The sequence below is a fragment of the Paenibacillus sp. 01T422 genome (genome assembly GCF_056398785.1).
Map to the genome: position 1 here is coordinate 1 of NZ_JBFTQB010001391.1, position 1,595 is coordinate 1,595.

General features: G+C 44.6%; 1 protein-coding gene and 2 pseudogenes. All 3 read right to left on the reverse strand.

Annotation, left to right across the window (positions count from 1 at the left end):
- Positions 1–215 (reverse strand): annotated as a pseudogene (locus tag AC1DUA_RS38995) (extracellular solute-binding protein); the annotation flags it as partial.
- 67 nt (positions 216–282) lie between these two features.
- Positions 283–990: pseudogene (locus AC1DUA_RS39000) on the reverse strand (carbohydrate ABC transporter permease); the annotation flags it as partial.
- Positions 990–1,595: ABC transporter permease (locus tag AC1DUA_RS39005; protein ID WP_477504786.1), on the reverse strand; the 606-nt coding region annotated here is incomplete at its 5' end. The gene AC1DUA_RS39005 and the pseudogene AC1DUA_RS39000, both read right to left, overlap by 1 nt.

Genomic DNA, 1,595 nt, shown 5'->3' on the forward strand with positions numbered 1-1,595 from the left:
ATCCACTTCCAGACAACCCAGTCCTTGTTATACGGCCAATTCGGGTGAACCTCTAATAACATGGTAAACGTATTTTTGGGCTTTTCTGTCGCGACTGCTGACTTTGTTGAACCGCTTGCGTCCGATGCTGTTGGTTGGGATTCTGTTCCTGTGCAGCCAACCAACATGGAGGCGCTGATTAAGAGTGTTCCAAGTGTCGTAGTCCATTTCTTCATGCGTTAACCTCTCCTTTTCGTTATACTAGTTTCTTCCTAAGTATTAAAAGGCTGTTGCTCCGTCTAGCTACGATTTGACCGCCCCAATCATTACGCCTTTGACAAAATATTTCTGCAGGAAAGGGTAGGCGAGGAGGATGGGGACCGTGGAAACCATGATCGTTGCGAACTTAAGCGGCTCCTCCAGGACAACATTGGCATCGCCAACTGCAGCAATATCCGCTTGGTTCGTTTGACCGGCTAGGACGATGTTGCGCAAGATGACCTGCAAGGGGAAAAGCTCCTGATCTCGCAAATAGAGCAGCGGTAGCAAGAAATTGTTCCATAATCCCACCGCGTAGAACAAACCAATTGTGGCGAATACCGCTTGCGACAAAGGGACAACGATCCGGAAGAAAACTCCGAAATCGCTTAGTCCGTCCATTTGACCTGATTCCTCTAGTTCTGGCGGAATATTGGAGAAGAATGTACGCATAATGAGCAAATTCCATGTGCTTACAGCTCCTGGAAGCACCATTCCCCAGACGGTGTCGATAACACCAAGCTCTTTGACTACTAGAAATGTGGGGATCATCCCACCGCCGAAGAAGAGAGTGAATATAATAATCATTGTGAATCCACGCCCAAATACCATATCTTTTTTGGCTAGTGCATAAGCACCTAACGATGTGATGACAAGTGAAATCGTAGTCCCCAACACGACGTAAACGATAGTATTCCAGTAAGCGGTGCCAATGCGAGGATCCTTTAAAACGACTTTATACATATCAATATTTACACATAGGTGCTCAGAATATCGGCAGTAGAATATGTTGCGGGGTTGTACAACAGGAACACTTTCTCGAATCCTATTTCTAGTACTCTACCGACATTAAGGATGAACAAGATGATGATTGTCGTGGAAATTCCCGGCAGAGTGACGTTCCACAGTTTCCTCCAGCGGCTGGCGCCGTCTATATCAGCGGCCTCATAGAGCGAAGGGTCAATGGAAGAAAGTGCAGCCAAATAAATGATTGCTTCCCAACCAATATGCTGCCATACTTCAGAACCGACATAAATGGATCGGAATAACTCAGGTTTAATCATAAAATGGATCGGTTCAAAGCCAATGGATTGAATCATTCGATTAACAAAACCTTGAGAAGGAGAGAGGAACAAAACGACCATTCCCGCAACAACGACATTAGAGATAAAGTGCGGTAAATAACTGACCGTTTGCACAAAGCGTTTGAATACCAAATTCTTGACTTCATTAAGAAGCAGAGCCAAAATAATAGGAGCAGGGAATCCGAAGATAAGCTTGTTAATGCCGAGTAAAAACGTATTCCGTAGTATGATCCAGAAATCCGGACTATTAAAAAACATCTTATAGTACTTAAG